Annotated in this window: 17 protein-coding genes; 10 read left to right on the forward strand and 7 right to left on the reverse strand. The window is 61.8% G+C overall.

Annotation, left to right across the window (positions count from 1 at the left end; all coding sequences use genetic code 11):
• Positions 1-338 precede the first annotated feature (338 nt).
• From KUV72_RS18080 to KUV72_RS18110, 7 genes are all read left to right on the forward strand, one after another.
• Positions 339-2126 (forward strand): acyl-CoA dehydrogenase, encoded by a 1788-nt coding sequence (locus tag KUV72_RS18080; protein ID WP_222239299.1) that lies wholly within the window; start codon positions 339-341, stop codon positions 2124-2126.
• 130 nt (positions 2127-2256) lie between these two features.
• A complete protein-coding gene (locus tag KUV72_RS18085; RefSeq protein ID WP_222164227.1) occupies positions 2257-3885 on the forward strand; it encodes an acyl-CoA synthetase in 1629 nt (542 codons plus the stop codon).
• Between the two features lie 163 nt (positions 3886-4048).
• On the forward strand, positions 4049-4900 hold the full coding sequence (locus KUV72_RS18090; RefSeq protein WP_206944354.1) for a 3-hydroxybutyryl-CoA dehydrogenase: 852 nt from the start codon (positions 4049-4051) through the stop codon (positions 4898-4900).
• 268 nt (positions 4901-5168) lie between these two features.
• Complete coding sequence (locus KUV72_RS18095; protein WP_222239300.1) at positions 5169-5942, forward strand: enoyl-CoA hydratase-related protein; 774 nt, start codon at positions 5169-5171, stop codon at positions 5940-5942.
• Between the two features lie 112 nt (positions 5943-6054).
• The gene (locus tag KUV72_RS18100; protein WP_222239301.1) at positions 6055-6537 is read left to right on the forward strand and encodes a GNAT family N-acetyltransferase; all 483 of its coding nucleotides are present in this window, start codon (positions 6055-6057) and stop codon (positions 6535-6537) included.
• A gap of 87 nt (positions 6538-6624) precedes the next feature.
• On the forward strand, positions 6625-7314 hold the full coding sequence (locus KUV72_RS18105) for an aspartate/glutamate racemase family protein (RefSeq protein ID WP_222239302.1): 690 nt from the start codon (positions 6625-6627) through the stop codon (positions 7312-7314).
• Positions 7315-7566: 252 nt separating this feature from the next.
• Positions 7567-8424: an MOSC domain-containing protein gene (locus KUV72_RS18110; RefSeq protein WP_222239303.1), complete on the forward strand. Its 858-nt coding sequence runs from the start codon at positions 7567-7569 to the stop codon at positions 8422-8424.
• Here KUV72_RS18110 and KUV72_RS18115 read toward each other — a convergent pair.
• Complete coding sequence (locus KUV72_RS18115; RefSeq protein WP_315857939.1) at positions 8414-8902, reverse strand: nucleoside deaminase; 489 nt, start codon at positions 8900-8902, stop codon at positions 8414-8416. The genes KUV72_RS18110 and KUV72_RS18115 overlap by 11 nt on opposite strands.
• 270 nt (positions 8903-9172) lie before the next feature.
• Here KUV72_RS18115 and KUV72_RS18120 point away from each other — a divergent pair, with 270 nt between their 5' ends.
• Positions 9173-9754, forward strand: coding sequence for a DUF6624 domain-containing protein (locus KUV72_RS18120; RefSeq protein WP_222164222.1), 582 nt, complete (start codon positions 9173-9175; stop codon positions 9752-9754).
• A 49-nt stretch (positions 9755-9803) separates the two neighbouring features.
• Here KUV72_RS18120 and KUV72_RS18125 read toward each other — a convergent pair whose 3' ends face one another.
• The 4 genes from KUV72_RS18125 to KUV72_RS18140 form a co-directional block, all read right to left on the reverse strand.
• Positions 9804-10439, reverse strand: coding sequence for a response regulator transcription factor (locus KUV72_RS18125; protein WP_222239304.1), 636 nt, complete (start codon positions 10437-10439; stop codon positions 9804-9806).
• A 138-nt stretch (positions 10440-10577) separates the two neighbouring features.
• On the reverse strand, positions 10578-12161 hold the full coding sequence (locus tag KUV72_RS18130) for a PAS domain S-box protein (RefSeq protein ID WP_222239305.1): 1584 nt from the start codon (positions 12159-12161) through the stop codon (positions 10578-10580).
• A 60-nt stretch (positions 12162-12221) separates the two neighbouring features.
• Positions 12222-12881, reverse strand: coding sequence for a 2OG-Fe(II) oxygenase (locus KUV72_RS18135; RefSeq protein ID WP_206944342.1), 660 nt, complete (start codon positions 12879-12881; stop codon positions 12222-12224).
• 66 nt (positions 12882-12947) lie between these two features.
• Complete coding sequence (locus KUV72_RS18140) at positions 12948-13583, reverse strand: CoA pyrophosphatase (RefSeq protein ID WP_206944341.1); 636 nt, start codon at positions 13581-13583, stop codon at positions 12948-12950.
• A 101-nt stretch (positions 13584-13684) separates the two neighbouring features.
• Between KUV72_RS18140 and KUV72_RS18145 the strand changes: the two genes are divergently transcribed.
• Complete coding sequence (locus KUV72_RS18145; protein WP_206944340.1) at positions 13685-14242, forward strand: NUDIX hydrolase; 558 nt, start codon at positions 13685-13687, stop codon at positions 14240-14242.
• Positions 14243-14359: 117 nt separating this feature from the next.
• On the opposite strand, the gene KUV72_RS18150 is transcribed toward KUV72_RS18145, so the two are convergent.
• Both KUV72_RS18150 and KUV72_RS18155 read right to left on the reverse strand, forming a co-directional pair.
• Positions 14360-14671: a YqfO family protein gene (locus tag KUV72_RS18150; protein ID WP_222239306.1), complete on the reverse strand. Its 312-nt coding sequence runs from the start codon at positions 14669-14671 to the stop codon at positions 14360-14362.
• Positions 14672-14768: 97 nt separating this feature from the next.
• Positions 14769-15677, reverse strand: coding sequence for an alpha/beta fold hydrolase (locus KUV72_RS18155; protein WP_222239307.1), 909 nt, complete (start codon positions 15675-15677; stop codon positions 14769-14771).
• A gap of 362 nt (positions 15678-16039) precedes the next feature.
• Here KUV72_RS18155 and KUV72_RS18160 point away from each other — a divergent pair, with 362 nt between their 5' ends.
• The gene (locus KUV72_RS18160; protein ID WP_206944337.1) at positions 16040-17503 is read left to right on the forward strand and encodes a TolC family outer membrane protein; all 1464 of its coding nucleotides are present in this window, start codon (positions 16040-16042) and stop codon (positions 17501-17503) included.
• Positions 17504-17542: the final 39 nt, after the last annotated feature.

A 17542-nucleotide genomic window follows, 5' to 3' on the forward strand; every position in this document is an offset into this window, starting at 1 on the left:
CTTTGCCGCCGCCTCCGTTCTGATCACCGCCTTCATCGCTTCTCGCTTCTCGCTTCTCGCTTTTCCCTTCTCCGTTATCCCTTATCCCTTATCCCTTATCCCTGGGGGCATGCCTCGTCACCTCTGTGTGCGGCAGGATGTCTGCCGAGCACTGACAGGGCGTCGCCACGGGGCCTGGCCCTCGGCAGTTGCTGGCCCCATCTCAATGCCTGCACCTTGCCGGTCTGAGCATGAACCTTGTCGAAGATCACCGTTTTACGGTTTTTCGACCTTGGCCCAATAGTTTGCGTCGACTAGGGAATCTACTATCTCGGGTATCGTTTTCATGAGGTGCCCCCATGTATCCCTACGCCGCTCCTTTGAAAGACATGGCCTTTGTGCTGAGTGAGTTGCTTGAGCACAAATCCCTGGACCTGCCGGTCTTCGGCGAGGTCAGTCCTGATGTGATCGATGCCGTGCTGGAAGAAGCCGGAAAGCTAGCCACCGATGTGTGGGGGCCCTTGAATGCCACAGGGGACCGCCAGGGCTGCCAACGACGTGACGACGGCGGGGTGACGCTGCCGGATGGGTTTGCTGAGGCTTACCAGGCCTACGCGGAAGGCGGCTGGAATGGCATTGGTGTATCCGAGTCGCTGGGCGGACAGGGGTTACCGGAGGTGGTGGCCAGTGCTGTCCAGGAAATGTTGCATGGCGCCAACATGGCGCTGGGCCTGTGCCCTATGCTGACAGCCGGTGCGATCGAAGCACTGGCGCACCATGGCGATGAAGCACTGCGCGAACGCTACCTGGAGCGTCTGGTCGAGGGTAGCTGGACAGGCACCATGAACCTGACCGAGCCCCAGGCAGGCTCTGACCTGTCACGCGTACGCACCCGAGCGGTGCCAGAGGGCGATCATTTCCGCGTGTTCGGTCAGAAGATCTTCATTACCTGGGGGGAGCACAATGCAGCGGACAATATTATCCACCTAGTGTTGGCACGCACCCCTGATGCGCCCGAAGGCAACAAGGGCATCTCGCTGTTTCTGGTACCCAAGTTTCTGGTCAATCAAGACGGTAGTCTGGGCGAGCGCAATGACGTCGTGTGCGCGTCCATAGAGCACAAGATGGGGATTCATGGCAGCCCCACCTGCACCCTTAGCTTTGGTGAAAAGGACGGGGCCATCGGCTATCTGGTCGGTGAACCCGGACGCGGCCTGAATCATATGTTCACCATGATGAACGAGGCACGTCACAAGGTAGGGATTCAGGGCATCGGTGTGGCTGAGCGTGCCTGCCAGCATGCCGTGGCCTACGCCAACGAGCGTTCCCAGGGAAGAACTCCGCCAGCCCGAGGCGGCGAGGCCTGTGATATCGCCCAACACCTTGATGTGCGCCGCATGCTGCTGTCGATGCGGACCCGGACTGACGCCCTGCGCGCCCTGGCGTTGCTCTGTGCGCAGCAGCTGGATGTTGCACGGCATCACGATGATGCCAGCGTCAGACAGGCCGCCCAGGCCCGTGTGGATGTGCTGATTCCGGTGGTCAAGGGCTTTTCCACCGACCAGGCCGTGGAGATTGCCTCCATGGGGGTGCAGGTGCATGGCGGGATGGGCTTTATCGAGGAAACCGGTGCTGCCCAGCTGCTGCGAGATGTGCGCATCGCGCCGATCTACGAAGGTACCAATGGCATTCAGGCACTGGATTTTGCCGGGCGCAAGCTGCAGCGTGATGGTGGCGCGGCGATGTCGAGCCTGCTGGATGACGTCGATGGCACCGCCCAGGCGCTGGCGTCGCACCCGTCACTCGAAAAGCTGGGCCATGAGCTGGCGGCGGCGACCCAGGATCTCCGGGCCTGCCTCACCAGGGTTCTGGAAGAGGGCAGCGACGAACACAGCGGGCTGGATGCGGTGCAAGCCTACGCCACTCCCTTGCTGTCATTGGCAGGACACGTCCTGTGTGCATGGCAGATGGGGCGTGCGGCTCTGGTCGCACGAGCCGCTCTGGACGCCGGGCAGGATGACGAGTTCTATCGTCGCAAGCTGGTCTGTGCCGACTTTGCGATTCGTCACTGGCTGCCCGAAGGGCGCGCGCAACGGTCTGTGATCGAAGCCGGTTACCAGGACTGGCTGTCACTGTCACTCGCGTGATCTCGTGGCCGCCGAGGCTTCTCGGCGGCTATCTTTGTTTCAGGCCCATTCCACTTGCCATTTATCCTTCGCCAACGGAAGACGCAGGCCGTCACTGGGTCAACATGCGCTATAAAATAAGGAGTTACTAATGAGTAGTCTTTATGACCAGGGGATGCCACGCAACACAGCCAACCATGTGGCGATCTCTCCGTTGACCTTCATCGAACGTACGGCCAGCGTCTATCCCGATCTGCCTGCCATCGTGCACGGACAGGTGCGCCGCGACTGGGCCACCACCTGGCAGCGTTGCCGTCGCCTGGCCTCGGCGCTGGAGCAGCGCGGGCTTGGCAAGGGGGATACCGTATCGGTGATGTTGCCCAACGTGCCGGCCATGTTCGAGGCCCACTTCGGCGTGCCCCTGGCAGGCTGCGTGCTGAACACCTTGAACATTCGCCTGGATGCGGCGGCCATCGCCTACATGCTGGAGCATGCTGAGTCCAAGGCCATCCTGGTAGACCCCGAGTTCGTCGAGGTGGTGGGCGAGGCGGTGAAAGGCCTCGAGCAGCCCCCCTTGATCATTGATGTGCTGGACCCTGAGTTCGAGGGGAACGCCGAGCGTCTGGGGCAGCTGGAGTATGAAGCGCTGTTGGCGGAAGGTGACCCTGAGTATCCCTATCGGCTGCCAGAGGACGAGTGGGACGCGATCTCGCTGAACTACACCTCGGGTACGACCGGCAAGCCCAAGGGGGTGGTCTACCATCACCGAGGCGCCTACTTGAATGCGGTCAGCAATATTCTTGAATGGGCCATGCCACACCATCCCGTCTACCTGTGGACGTTGCCCATGTTCCACTGCAATGGCTGGTGTTTTCCCTGGACCATCGCCGCCAACGCCGGGGTCAACGTATGCCTTCGCAAGGTTGACCCCAAGCGCATCATGGAGTTGATCGCAGACGAGAAGGTCAGCCACTTCAGCGGGGCGCCGATCGTACTTAACGGCCTGGTCAACCTTGAGGCGGCAGACCGTCGACCCATCGATCATCCGGTCAAGGCGACGACGGCCGGCGCAGCACCGCCAGCGGCGGTGATCGCGGGCGTTGAAGCGATGGGAATCGACGTGACCCATGTCTATGGTCTGACCGAGGTCTACGGTCCGGTCACCGTGTGTGCCTGGCGCGAAGCCTGGGATGCGCTGCCGCTGCAGGAGCGCGCCCGCCTCAAGGCCCGACAGGGTGTGCGTGGTCACATGCTGGAAGCACTCTGTGTGGCCGATCCGGTGACGCTGGAGCCTGTGCCGAAGGATGGGGAGAGCATTGGCGAGATCATGATGCGCGGCAACAATGTCATGAAGGGGTATCTCAAGAATGAGGCCGCCACCCGAGAGGCGCTGGACGGCGGCTGGTATCACACCGGCGACCTGGCGGTCTGGCATGCCGATGGCTATATCGAGATCAAGGACCGCTCCAAGGACATCATCATTTCCGGGGGCGAGAATATCTCGACGATAGAGCTCGAGGATGTGCTGTATGCGCATCCTGGCGTCGAGGAAGCCGCCGTGGTGGCGCAGCCCGACGAAAAGTGGGGAGAAAGTCCCTGTGCATTTATCAAGCTCAAGGCGGCTCATTCTGAGGTGACCGAACAGGACATCATCGAACACTGTCGCGAGCGCTTGGCGCGGTTCAAGGTGCCCAAGCGCATCGTGTTTGCCGAGCTGCCGAAGACCTCCACAGGCAAGATCCAGAAATTCATGCTGCGTCAGCAAGCCAAGGAAAGCTGACGCCACTCGACCAGGGTATGCCACCTGCCGAGGAACGTTGCATGACGCCGCCGGTCATCTCCGGCGGCGTTGCTATATGATCCAGCGTGATCGTGCACTCACACACATGTGTCGCAGATGTATCACCGATTAACCATTGAATGAAACCTAGAGGGACGATGCCATGAGCGAGACTCTGATCGGAGTCGTGGGAGGCGGTACCATGGGGCAGGGGATTGCCCAGGTGCTGATTCAGAGTGGTTTCCAGGTCACGCTGTGTGATGTCGCTGAGGAAGCCCTTGAGCGCGCGCAGACAGGAATAGCCAAGGGACTTGGCAGGCTGGTGGAGAAAGGTCGCCTCAGCGAGCAGGATCAGCAGGCTGCCAGTGCCCGCCTGGCGACGTCCACGTCGCTTGATGCACTGGCAGATCGGCAGGTGATTATTGAAGCCGCCCCTGAAGCCGCAGAGCTCAAGGAACGGTTGTTCAAGGAGCTGGACGCGCTCAATCACCAGGCCATTCTGGCCTCGAATACCTCCTCGCTGTCGCTCACTCGACTGGCCGGCGTGTGCCAACGGCCCGAACGGGTGGTGGGCATGCACTTCTTCAATCCGGTGCCGGTGCTCAAGCTGGTCGAGATCATTCGCGCTGAACAGACCAGTGACGCCACGGTGGCTCGTGTCGAGGCGCTGGCGGAGGCCATGGGCAAGACGTCTGTGGCGATTTCAGACTCGCCGGGCTTTGCGGTGAATCGACTGCTGGTGCCGATGATCAACGAGGCAGCGTTCCTGGTGCAGGAAGGCGTCGCCAGCGTAAACGATATCGATACGTCCATGCAGCTCGGCGCTGCCCATCCCATGGGGCCCTTGGCCTTGGCCGACCTTATCGGCCTGGATGTCTGCCTGGCGATCATGAATGTGCTAGCGGAAGGCTTCGGGGATCCGAAGTACCGTCCTTGCCCCTTGCTGAAGCGAATGGTCGATGCAGGTTATCTGGGCCGCAAGAGCGGGCGAGGATTCCACGACTACAGTGGTTGATGCGGCGTATATGCGCCAAAAGAATGGCTTGTGAGCCTACCAAGCGTTCGCTAGGGTGATGCGAAAGCCAGGTCTTGAACCCCGGTCTTGAAAGCCCGGTCTTGAGAGCCAGGCCTAACTATCACGGTTTCGAGCACAGCGTTGTGAAGCACGCGCTAGATCCCATGCTTGTTCGGGGCGTCTGGCCGTCACCCGTCCAGGGCGAGTGGCGGAGGGCGGGTGAAGCCTTCACAGCGGTGTCTGTCCCTTCACGTACAGGAGTCCCTGCATGAGTGAGCAACTGGTCGAGATGACCGATACAGGCGGCGTTGTTCGTCTGACCATCAACCGCCCCAAGGCGCTGAACGCTCTCAACAGTGGCGTCATCCAGGCGTTGGAAGACGTACTGGACCAGCTGGAAGGCCGCGAAGGGCTGCGTGCGGTGTTGATTTCCGGCGCTGGCGAAAAGTCGTTCGTGGCAGGGGCCGACATCACCGAGATGCGTGAGATGTCACCTCAGCAGGCGCGCGACTTCGCGGCCCAGGCGTTGAAGACCGTCAAGCGACTTGAGACGCTGCCAGTGCCCGTGGTGGCCCTGGTCAACGGCTTTTGCCTCGGAGGCGGCTGCGAGCTGGCTTTGGCCTGTGACTGGGCGGTGGCCAGCGACAACGCCGTGTTTGGTCAGCCGGAGGTTCTGTTGGGCGTGATTCCTGGCTTCGGCGGCTCACAGCGCCTGCCGCGCCGGGTGGGGCCGGCCATGGCGCTGGACCTGTGCACCACCGGACGCAAGATTGATGCCGCCGAGGCGCTGCGTATCGGGCTGGTCAATCAGGTGATGTCCCAGGCGGAGCTGGAAGACTATGCCCAGACCTTGACCAAGCAGCTCGCTGGCAATGGTCCGGGAGCCGTGCGCAGTGCCAAGCAGGTCATCCACGATGGCATGGATCAGGATCTGGACAGTGCGTTGGCGCTGGAGACCAGCCTGTTCGCGCTGTGCTTCGCCTCCGACGAGCAGCGTGAAGGCATGAGCGCCTTCGTCGAGAAACGCAAACCCAACTTCTGACGGCGCGGGTTTGTCATAGCCTCAACAACACGGCCCTGGTGTTTACCAGGGCCGTGTTGTTGTAGGAAGGGGATGGGATGGGATGGGAAGGGGATGGGAAGGGGCATGGGGCATGGACGGCGATAGGGTGACGCTCGAGGGATGCGCAGAGGCTGACGCGGCAGAAACGCTAGTGCGTCATCAGATGGCAGATGACTACCTTCGCCACGGGCTGACCTGGGACAGTGACCGGTTTCACCAGCGTTTCCCCGAGCGGTGCTGGCGCTGGGCGGTCTGCGACCGTGGGCGAGTGGGGTTGCTGGCATGGGAGCAGAGTGCTGATGTTGCCGTGCTGCGGGAGCTGCATGTGGTGCCGGATGAACGCGGCAAGGGAATCGGTACGCACTTGCTCGCACTGTGGGAAGACATGGCGCGCTTGTCGGGTGCTCAATGCCTTCGCCTGCGTGTGCTGTCGGGGAGTCGCGCCGTGTCATGGTACCAGCGACAGGGGTATCAGCAGGTGCGAGGCTGCCCGACTCCCCATGGCCAGGTGCTGGGCCTGGAGAAAGCGGTTGTTCATGATCGCGCAGCCCACTCAGGAGCAGCAAAGGGTTGAGGTGATGGATACTGTTCCTCTCAGCGGGTCCCTGTATGCTGTGGGTTAGACGATACTGACGTCAGGGATGATTCCGGGAGGGCGGGCATGAAGACCATCGGTTTGTTGGGTGGAATGAGCTGGGAATCCACGGTGAGCTACTACCAGTACCTCAATCGTGGCGTCAACGAGACCCTTGGGGGACACCACTCGGCCAAGATCGTCCTGGTCAGCGTCGATTTTGCCGAAGTCGAGGCATTCCAGCGGCAGGGGCGCTGGGAAGACGCTGCCGCCTTGCTGGCAGGCGCTGCCTGGCAGGTGCAGGAAGCTGGCGCCGACATGCTCGTGTTGTGCACCAACACCATGCACAAGGTGGCACGTCAGATCGAGAAGGCCGTGGATATTCCCTTGCTCCACATCGCCGACGCCACTGCGGATGCACTGGTCATGGACGGGATCAAGCGTGTTGGGCTACTGGGTACGCGTTTCACCATGGAGCAGGGATTCTACAAGGATCGGCTCGAGGCCTTCGGAATTGACGTCAGGGTCCCTGACAAGCCCCAGCGCGAGCAAGTGCATCGCATCATTTACGATGAACTGTGTCATGGCCAGATCGTGCCAACGTCTCGCGATGAGATGCTGGCCATCATAGAGGAGCTTGTCGCTGATGGGGCCCAGGCCGTGATTCTGGGGTGCACCGAGATTGCGCTGCTGGTCAATCAGCAGGATACCGCGGAAGCGCTGTACGACACCACGGCGATCCACGCGAAAAGGGCGGTAGAACTGGCCATTGGCTGAGCGTCAGCCAGCTTACCTGACACTTACCACATCGGCGTCATGGATCCTGTGGGCGCTGTCACGCTGGGGTGACACGATAGGGTGTCACGATAGGGCGACACGAAAGCGTGTCGCGAAAGCGTGCCACGACAGCTCGCTGTGATAGATCGTCTCGACAGTCTGTTACGACAGCGTGTCGGCATTGTCGGGTAAGATCGCATGGCTACCGCTCACCGCCACGTCGAGCGCACCCACCACTGACAAGGAACGTTGATGAAGCTGTCCTCTCTCGCCTGCTATCCGGTGAAGTCCCTGCAGGGAATCACCCTGTCCCATGCGGAACTTACCGAGCGCGGCCTGGCCCATGATCGTCGCTGGATGCTGGTCAATCCCGCGGGCAAATTCGTCACCCAGCGCGAGCTACCAGCGCTGGCGACCATCGGTGTCGTCCTGACCGAAACAGCGCTACAACTGCGTCATGCGGATATGCCGCCCTTGGTGGTGCCATTGGCGGATACCAGTGGGGCCATGCTGGATGTGAGGGTCTGGGCGAGTGACTGCCAGGCGGAGGATGAGGGCCCCGAGGCGTCACAGTGGCTCACCGCTGCGCTGGGCGCTCCTCAAGGATCCTTGCGCCTGGTGCGACTCCCCGATTCCGCCAGAAGGCTGGTCGAAACTGATTACCTGTCCCCCCAGGAACAGGGCGTGGTTCATACCGGCTTTGCCGATGGCTATCCACTGCTGATTGCGTGCGAGGCGTCTCTGGCGGCGCTCAACGAGCGACTGCTGGCCAAAGGAGAAGACCCCGTCCCGATGGAGCGCTTCCGTCCCAACCTGGTGGTGTCGGGCGCTGACGCCTTTGCTGAGCGTGACTGGAGCAGCCTGGCGGGCCCAGGCTATCGACTGGGGCTACGCAAGCCCTGCAAGCGTTGCAAGATCATTACCCTTGATCAGCGCAGTGGCGCTGCGCCTTCCCCCAAGGAGCCGCTCAAGACGCTGGTCGAAATGGACACGCAGCCTGGCTGGAAAGGCGCCTACTTCGGTCAGAATGCCATCATCGAAGACGGTGTCGGTGCCGTGCTCAGGGTCGGCGACCGCCTGGAAGCAAGCCAGCGTCCTGTCACCCTCTGAGGCGCTTCTCCCGGTGGTACCGGCGATGCAGTTCGCGAATCGCATCGCCGAACGCTGCGACTGGCCCGTCGACCTGAAGACCCGGAACAATGGATCCAATCGGTAGCGGTGCCACCGGTGCCGGGGCGACCTCCCACTGCGCCAGCCACTGACCCAGTTGTTCAGACGAGCTGGCGTAGACAATCCTGCCAAGGCCGACCCAACCGTGGGCGGCGGCGCACATCGGGCAGTGTTCTCCCGATGTGTATACCGTGGCTGCCCTGCGCTCCTCTGCTGACAGGTGGGTGGCGGCCCAACGGGCGATGGCAAACTCGGGATGCTGAGTTGCGTCACCCGCCGCGACATGATTGTGGTCCTCAAAGCGTATCTTGCCGTGGCCATCGACCAGCAGCGAACCAAAGGGTTCGTCGCCCTTGTCCAGGGCCTGCTGTGCCAATTCGATGCAACGGCGCAGGTGATGGAGGTCGGTCTCATTCATCAGCATGTCCTCATAAGTGGCAGCACTGACAGCGTCGTCTGCTAGGCCTGGGATGCCTCGGAGGAGGGATGCCAGGGTGTTCCCATGGACTCTAGCATGCGGGTTGACCCCACGCTGCGCTCGGTGACGCCAGTCTTTTCTTTGCTGAAACAAGCCTGCTTTGTCGATGTTTTCCTACGGAGCGGTCGGAGAATCGACTATTGATGCAGACCATTAACCCTAGGAGTCTGTGATCAAGCGTGGCAGATCAGCGGATACGAGGTGCTCGGGATGACGATACGCAAAGGAGTGTTGGCCCAGCAGATGATCACGCTGCTGCAACAGGACCGGACGTTGCTGGAGGAACTCAGCGCTTCCGGGGAACTTCCCTCGATGGATTATCACCCGCGGGTTCGGGCGTTGTATCAGGACAATGCCGAGCGGCTGTCGGGGATCATCGATCGTCAGGGCTGGCCGGGCCGCGATGCCGCAGGCGAGGATGGTTGCGAGGCGGCGTGGCATATCGCCATGCATGCGGTGTTTGACGTCGACTTCATGCAGCGCTGCTGTGTTGCCCTGAAGCAGGCCGTTGGCGACGGTCAGGCTCCCGGGTGGCAGCTGGCCTACCTGGAGGATCGTATGCGCGTGCTGATGGGACAGCCACAGCGTTACGGCACCCAGTTCGAGATTGGTGAGGATGGCTGGCCGGTCCCTGGTGAGATCGAGAACCCTGCCGACGTGGACCGACGCCGACAGGCGCTGGGGCTGGAGCCGCTCTCTCAGCGCCTGGCCCGGTTGCGGGGTTCACCTCAGGGGCCTTCCTGGCATCAGGAGCGAAGCGCCGGCCCGGACCGATGGCGTGATTCGGCCTGAGGCGAGAAGGTGTGCGAGGTGGCGACACTCGCCAGGCGAGTGCGCGATGTTAGTGAGTGGCCGGAAGCGCATCGACCAGCTCCAGCGCAACGGCCATTCGAATCAGTTCAGCCAGATTGGCGGCACCCAGCGTCTTCATGATGCGCTGACGGTAGACCTCAATGGTCTTGGCGCTGAGGGATAGCTGTTCTGCGATTTCACGGCTGGTCAGACCCCGCGCCACCTCCCGCAGGATGGCTTGCTCATTGGCTCTCAGCGTGTCGTAGCGACGCTTCAGCTCCTGCTGTCGCGACCAGTGGTTCATCTGGCAGTGATGGAGATCCAGCGCCTGTTGAATCGTGTCGATCAGCTGCTGCTGGTTGAAGGGCTTTTCGATGAAATCGAAGGCGCCTGCCTTCAAGGCTGCCACCGCCATGGGGACATCACCGTGTCCCGTCATCATGATCAACGGCAGGTGCTGGTCGCGCTGGGCTAGCCGCTGCTGGACCTGAAGCCCACTGAGTCCCGGCATGCGCACATCCAGCAATAGCACCTGATGCGAATGGGTCGAGACAAGAAAGTCATCACCGCTGGAGTAGCCTCTAGCGCCGAGTCCTACCGACTGCAGCAGCCAGGCCAGCGACTCCCTCAGATCTTCGTCATCATCGACGATGGCGACGGTGGCAGGCGGAACATCATGAGACATGTCAGTTACCGAGGTGGTCTGGCGAGCCTGGACATGTGGTGAGCACATGCTGACCGCCGATAACAGAAAACAAGAGACGTCGTTATCCTATCCGATTGGGGCCCTGCCGGGGACTGTTCATCGCGCTGGTGCTGGTGCCTAGACGCGCGCGAGGCTGATGCGAAAGCGTGCACCGGTAAAGGGGGAAGACACCTGGAAGCGCTGAGAATTCTCTGGCACTGGAGCTCGGTACGTTGCGCCGTCACGACCAGTATCCTCAAGCGTCAGCCCTCCGCCCATGGCCTCCAGCAATGACAGACTGATCGATAGCCCCATGCCAAGGCCCTCCGGGCGACTACTGACAAAAGGCGTGAAGAGCTGTGAACGCTGATCTTCAGGGACGCCTGGCCCGTCATCCAGAATGTCGATGCATACCGTATCTGCGCCGGTGGGATAGGCATCGACGAGGATACGGGGAGGCGAGGTAGTGGCCACCGTGTCGCGGCAGGCGTCTAGCGCGTTACGAATTAGGTTTACCAGTACCTGCTCCAGCCCCTCGGCGTCGGCAGTAACGTACAGGCCAGGAGGCGTCATGCACCAGATGAGCTGAACCCCTTCGTGGCGGCACTGTGGCTCCCACAGGTCGACCGCCGCAGAGATGATGGCGGTGAGGTCCTGGGGGGCAAGGTGCAGGCTGCCACGGCGAACAAAGCGGCGAATATGCTTGAGACGGTCCGATAGCCGCTGAATCTGATGGCTGATTCGGGTGAGTGGAACGGTGAGCTCACTGGCGGGCTGTTGGGGATTGCGTTCAAGCTGCATCAGCGCGCCACTGGCATAGTTGCTGAGGGTCGCCAATGGCTGGTTGCACTCGTGGGCAATCGTGGTGGCCAACTCGCCGAGGGAGGCCAGCCGATTGGCATGAGTAATCTGTTCCTGGTGGCGCCGCGCTTGCGCTTCTGCTTCCAGACGCAGGCTGAGGTCTCGATTGACCAGGGATAGCTGGGCCTGGCCTGCCTGTTCACGGTGTTGCTGGACCACACTGAGCACCGGAATGTCACCGCCAGGGCTGGCCAGGGCCAACTCTCCGCTCCAGCGTCCATGCTGGTGAATGGCTGGCAGTACCTGCTGGCACCAGGTCTGGGTGGCCTGAGTGGTCAGCAGCTGGCGAATGGCCAGCGAGGTGCTGTCCTTGGCAAGGCCCAGCAGCTCGCGAGCCGCCTGGTTCGAGTAGACCAGCGTCTCGTCTTCATCGCAGAACAGCACGTAGTCCGTGGTTGATTCGACCACCCGTGCCAGGCGTTGACGCCTCGCTTCTTCCTCGACCCGCCGGCTGACATCGCGGGATACGCAGAGTATGTCGATCAAGTCGCCGGTGGCGGGGTCTCGGCGAGTTCGGCTCGTGGTCTCGAACCAGATGTAGTGGCCTGCACGGGTGCGGAAACGGTAGGTCTGCTCGTAGAAGCCTTCGTGGTAGTAAATGCTGGGTGACTTGCTCAGCAGGGCGGCCAGGTCGTCGGGGTGAAACATGTCATAGGCGCAGATGCCCACCAGCTCTTCCGGCGCAAAGCCGAGCAGCGACTGCGAGGCCTGGGACGCATAGAGAAAGACGCCGTCCTGGTCGTGCCGCGAGATCAGATCGGTGGTGCTTTCCGCCAGCCACTGATAGTGACGTTTTTCTTCTTCCAGCCGCGCGATGGTTTGCTCGAGCTCACGCAGCCGGGTGTCGGTAGTGGTGGACATGGGCACACTCGATAGCGGTATGGCTTGTCTGGCAAGCGCAGGTCACACAGGGCGGCTGACTCAGCGCGCGGGGTCGATCATGCCCCCGAGTGAGGCGTTGCGTCGGAACCAGCCGGCGATGCTGGCCCGGGGGTGTCGCGTTGGCAACACTTCATGGGGTACTTGCTCTGACAGGAAGCACACCAGGGTCCCAGCCTGTGGCGCCACACGCGCCACTTCCCGATCCTGGTCATCGCTTGCGTAGATCACCATCTCACCGCCGCCGTCCTCAGGCCAGTCCGGATTGAGGTAGCCGACCGTGGAGACCACACGGTTGGCGCGGCCGCGAAAGCTGTCGAGGTGGCGACGATAGAAGGCGCCGCTGGGGTAGCGTGCCAGGTGCGCTTCATACTCGAACAGGCCGAGAAACAGGCTGGCATTGAGGGCCTGCTGCAATTCCCCCATGGTGTCCAGGTAGCGCCGCTGAGCCAGGGTTTCCCGGTCGAGCCAATGGATGGCGTCTCCGCGAATGTCATCGCGGGTTTCGTGCTCGTTGCCGCGTCCTATACCTGCCCTGGTCAGGGCCTCTAGACGAGCGCGGTCCTCGATTTCGCTGTGCAGGGCCTGGCAAAGCGCCGGATCCAGCAGTTCCTTGCCGATATAAAAGCCTTGCTCCACCAGCGCCTCGATCAACTCGTCGAGGCGGCCAGGGGGTAGAGGGCAAGCGTCTGGATAGCTCATAGTGCCGAAGTCGTCTCTTGCCAGGTGATGTCATGTGCCCTTGCGAGCCAGTGGTGGCTGTCTGCGTCAGGCATGTGGGGCCCGTCGCGGAGGCAGGTGGCGCAGTGTACCCTCAGGGCGGCGCGAGAGGCTCATTTCCTGGCCGAATCCCTCCGCCAGAAGCTCCACCAGCATCATCGCCGATAGCCCCCAGATCACGTAGTCCTCGCCTTGGTCGGCAGGGATCAGGTAGCTGGGCACGTAGAGGTTATTGCCGTCGACCGGGATGACATCGGTATGGGTGCGATGATCGTCAAGGAAGTGAGCCAGCGGCACCTCGAAGATGGCGTCCAGCTCGCCCTGATCCGGCGCCAGCGGGAGCCCCGGCGGTATGATGCCGACAAAGGGCGTGACCTTGAGCCCGTGCAGGGAAAGCACGTCGGACAGCTGACCGATCACCTCGACGTGATGGGCCTCCAGGCCGATTTCCTCTTCCGACTCACGCAAGGCCGTGGCCAGCAGGTGGTCATCTTGATCCTCGCGCTTGCCGCCAGGGAAGGCCACTTGGCCGCTGTGGGTCGACAGATGGCTGGCGCGACGCGTGAACAACAGGCCCGGCTCTGGTCGGTCGATCACTGGGATCAGCACCGCTGCCTCTGGCAGCTTGACCTTTAGCTGCCGCGGGGAATGCGCTTGCAGGCGTTTGCGTAGTTTCTCTAACATGGGGTGTCCGCTGGGTTTCGTTCGTTGTACCCAGCCCTACGTAGCGGCGTCAAGCCTGTCTCCCACTCCCTGCCAGGGAACGACAAGAACGATTGCAGCCCATGAATTTTTGCAGCCACTGTGGTGAGCCGGTCAGCTTTGCCATCCCTGAGGGGGATGACCGCCCGCGTTTCCTGTGCCATGCCTGCGGCACGATTCACTACCAGAATCCCAGGATCGTGGCGGGGACCTTGCCGGTGTGCGGCTCTCGCGTATTGCTGTGTCGGCGGGCCATAGCTCCCCGAGAAGGGTACTGGACGCTGCCGGCAGGTTTTATGGAGAACGGAGAGACGACACCGGATGCGGCCCGGCGGGAGACCCGCGAGGAAGCCTGCGCCGATGTGGCGCTGGCGGGGCTGTACACCATGATCAATCTGCCCCACATCGACCAGGTCTTCATGATCTTTCTGGCGGAGCTGAACGGCAGCTATGCGGCGGGGCCGGAGAGCCTGGACGTGCAACTCTTTGAAGAACACGAGATACCCTGGGATGAGCTTGCCTTTCCCACCATCGAGCGCACCTTGCGGCACTTTTTCGAAGACCGGGGCACTGATCACTTCCCGTTGCACGTCAGTGACATCACCCCAGAGCAGCGCTCCGCCTTCTTCGGCAGTGCCTGAGCAGGGCCCATTCAATGCTGCTCGCCGTGGGCCTGTGATGGCCAGGCAGACCTGAGCGTGAGCCGAAGCTTGAGCCGAGCTGGAGCAGGGGGGCACAGCTCGGCCAGGCGCCAGACGTCACAGTTCGGCCAGGCGCCAGACGTCATAGGCCACTTCTTCATAAGGGTGTGCCAGTTTCAGTGCCGACACTGCCGCTTCAATCAACTCATCTGCACACACCATTTCGACCTTGAACTCCTGTACTCGCTCGAGCTCACCGACTCGGCCGATATGCGGATCCGCGCCGCTCAAGGGCCTGAACTGACCTTCCCCGGCGGTCTGAAAGCAGCAGGCTTCATAGTCGCCGATACGGCCAGCACCGGTGGCGAAGACCGCTTCCTTGACCGCCTCCGCATGGTCGTGTGGTACGAAAAAGGCGAGCTTGTACATAACGTCTCCCTGGAGCAACAGTGCATGAGGGCCTGCGACTGCCTGCCCACCGGGCAGGCTAGACCCGTCAAGAACCGCTAAGTGTAGCCGGGGCGTGTCAGTGCCCGATACCCAGCCAGCGCTTCCACCATGGCAAGGCGTTGGCGTCCACGGCCTCCTGCTGGGCGCTGGTGGTGGATTCCAGAAAGGCCTTGATGGGGTCGACCTGCTGGGGGCGATCGAGCATGGGAGCGTGTCCACAGCCAGGTACGCTCAATGTCTCGAGTGTTGGCTGTGTTTCGCCCATGCGCTGGACAATGTCTTCGCTGATCAGCGTGGAATCTTCGCCACGAATGACCATCAAGGGGCAACGTATGGCCCTCCAGTCGGACCAGGTATCCCGCGGCGTGTCATGCACAAATTGCTCGCCTATCCGGGGGTCGTAGTGATAGGTCCAGCTGCCGTCCGGCAGGCGCCGAGCGCTCTCCAGTGTCAGCTGGCGCCAACCGTCCTCGGTGTCGATGCCAAAGCCGGCGTAGTGGCGACGTAGCTCTGCTTCAAGCTGCCCCAGCCGCGTGAATCGATGGGGGACCGTAAAGTAGCTGGCAAGCTCGGTCAGCCCCGAGGGGTCGAGCTCGGGGCCGACATCGTTAAGCACCAGGCGTTCGATGCGGGATGCGCTGGCAGGATCTGCCGCCAGCAACATGCCGAGCAGGCCTCCCATGGAGGTACCAATCCAGGGGACGCTGTCCAACGAAAAGTGGTCGAGTACAGCTAACGCGACTGTCATGTAATGGGCGTATACATAGTCATTGGCCGGATACATGGACCAGCTGGAGAGCCCCCGCCCGGGGGTGTCAGGAGCAAGAACGCGCCATTCTGGACCCAGCTCTCTTGCCAGGGCTGCGAAGTCGCCACCATGGCGCGCCAGCCCATGCCAGGCCACTACCGTTTTCGGTGCTTCGGGGTGGAAAACGCGCACGGCGATCTCCAGTTCGCGATGTGTGACCAGGCTCAGATGATCCATGGCAGCTCCTGACGGGTGGTCTGACGGCGAGGATGCAAATGCTGCATTGCATCATTCTAGTCGAGCTAGAGGGTGCGTGCGAAATTGCGAAATTTTCACCATCCTTGCACGAAGGGCGGTAGAATAGTCCATCAAACATGCGACAATGTATGTATATCGATTGCTACTATTGGCGTATGCTGCAAGTGAAAGATCGTTGACCCGATGCAAGATCGAATCTCGCGGATGGCGCGGGAGTCGACCACGCTGTGTCAATGACGCGCCCCGCTGCTGTACCGGTCCTGATTGCCTGGAAGGAGCCCTCCGGGCCGGTGTGATGGGACTTGTGGACAACGCCAAGCAACATACCGAGGATGCTTTTAATGACGCCTTCCCATCCAGTTTCTGATTCCCGGAGTACGCCGGTACGCGTGCGCCGCCACCTGCTGTGTGCCGTTGTAGCTGCCTTGATGGTGGGACAGGCCCAGGGTGCTGATCTGCTGACGATTACCCGCGACGCCCTGGAAAACAATTCCGAGCTGGCATCGGCACGTGCTGCAACCAGTGGCGTGGAAGAGGGCATCAACGTCGAGCAGGCGGACCTCAATCCGCAGGTATCCGCTTCAGGTGAAGCGGCCTATAACCACATCTTCGAGACGCAATCCCAGTCCGGTTTCAGCGGCACCGGTATGGATGATGACTACATCAGCTACGGAATCAACCTGCAGGCCACTCAGAAGCTGTACGACGCGCTGAACAGCCGTGAGGTCGACGTGGCCAAGGCGCAGCTCGAGCAGCAGACCTTCAGCCTGGCCGCGACCGAGCAGCAGGTGCTGATCGACACATCCTCGGCGTATTTCGACATTCTCCGTGCGTATGAAATCCTGGAAGCACGCCGTGCCCAGGAGCGTGCTATCGGGCGTCAGCTCGAGCAAGCCCAGGAGCAGTTCGATGTGGGCCTGATCGCCATCACTGATGTGGAAGAAGCCCGTGCCAGCTTCGACCAGTCTCGGGCGGACCGCATCACCGCTGAAAGCAACCTGCAGGTCGCCTTCGAGGCCCTCGAGCGACTGACCGGCAAGCGTTACGACAGCATCGAGATGCTCCAGGACGACCTGCCCATTGCGCTGCCTGAGCCGGCCAGCCGCGATGCCTGGATCGAGCTGGCGATTGAGCGCAATCCCGAACTGCTGGCGCAGCAGGCCGGTGTCGATGTGGCTCGCGAGCAGATCGATGTGGCTCGCGCGGCTGATCTACCGGTCTTCGAGGCCTTTGCCAACTACGCCTACAGCGATGATGAGCGGGACGGCTACGAGGACTACAACTCGAACAGCCAGGTGGGCGTGAGTGCGAGCATGCCGCTTTACACCGGCGGACGCACCAGTGCCTCCGTGCGCCAGACGACCTACCAGCTGGAGTCGAGTCAGTACGACTTCGAGTCCCAGCGCCGCGAGACCGTGCTGCAGATTCGCTCGCTGTACACCCAGGTCAGCAATGACGTGTCCACCGTGGCGGCGCGCAAGCAGGCCATCGTCTCCAACCAGAGCGCTCTGGACGCCACTCGTGCGGGCTATGAGGTCGGCACACGTAACATTGTTGACGTGCTCAATGCCGAACAGAGCCTGTACAACGCCATCGCCGACTACGCCGATGCTCGATACAACTACGTGGTCGACCTGCTGAGCCTGCATCGCCAGGCCGGCGTGCTCGACGCTGACGATATCGCTGAACTGAACGCCTTCCTGGTAGAAGAAGGGCAGGTCAACTTTACGCTTCCCGAGCAGAGCGAAGCCGACGGCTACGACGCAGTGCTGGACATTGGCGCGCCTCCGCGTCAGGACTCGTAGTTCCCTCCAGCGCCGGTCCGGCCACCACCGCGGTGGCCG

Source organism: Halomonas sp. DP4Y7-1 (assembly GCF_019800705.1).
Classification (GTDB): domain Bacteria; phylum Pseudomonadota; class Gammaproteobacteria; order Pseudomonadales; family Halomonadaceae; genus Halomonas; species Halomonas litopenaei_A.